The sequence below is a fragment of the Streptomyces lothianensis genome, assembly GCF_047779955.1.
Lineage (GTDB): Bacteria > Actinomycetota > Actinomycetes > Streptomycetales > Streptomycetaceae > Streptomyces.
The window spans coordinates 1-718 of record NZ_JBLMKT010000129.1 but is presented as its reverse complement, the minus strand read 5'-3'; the positions used below and the strand labels follow the sequence as shown (position 1 = coordinate 718).

The 718-nt window shown below is 57.8% G+C and carries 1 rRNA gene; it reads right to left on the bottom strand.

Going from position 1 to position 718, the window contains the following annotated elements:
• Positions 1 to 630: ribosomal RNA gene (locus ACLF6P_RS29910) — 23S ribosomal RNA — on the bottom strand; the annotation flags it as partial.
• Positions 631 to 718: the final 88 nt, after the last annotated feature.

Genomic DNA, 718 nt, shown 5'->3' with positions numbered 1-718 from the left:
CGACGCTCCCACGGCTTGTAGGCACACGGTTTCAGGTACTATTTCACTCCGCTCCCGCGGTACTTTTCACCATTCCCTCACGGTACTATCCGCTATCGGTCACCAGGGAATATTTAGGCTTAACGGGTGGTCCCGCCAGATTCACACGGGATTTCTCGGGCCCCGTGCTACTTGGGTGTCTCTCAAACGAGCCGCTGACGTTTCGACTACGGGGGTCTTACCCTCTACGCCGGACCTTTCGCATGTCCTTCGCCTACATCAACGGTTTCTGACTCGTCTCACGGCCGGCAGACCGTGAAAGAGAGATCCCACAACCCCGTATACGCAACCCCTGCCGGGTCTCACACGCATACGGTTTGGCCTCATCCGGTTTCGCTCGCCACTACTCCCGGAATCACGGTTGTTTTCTCTTCCTGAGGGTACTGAGATGTTTCACTTCCCCTCGTTCCCTCCACACTGCCTATGTGTTCAGCAGCGGGTGACAGCCCATGACGACTGCCGGGTTTCCCCATTCGGAAACCCCCGGATCAAAGCCTGGTTGACGACTCCCCGGGGACTATCGTGGCCTCCCACGTCCTTCATCGGTTCCTGGTGCCAAGGCATCCACCGTGCGCCCTTAAAAACTTGGCCACAGATGCTCGCGTCCACTGTGCAGTTCTCAAACAACGACCAACCACCCATCACCCTCACTGATTCAGCGAAGTTCACTGGGGCCGGC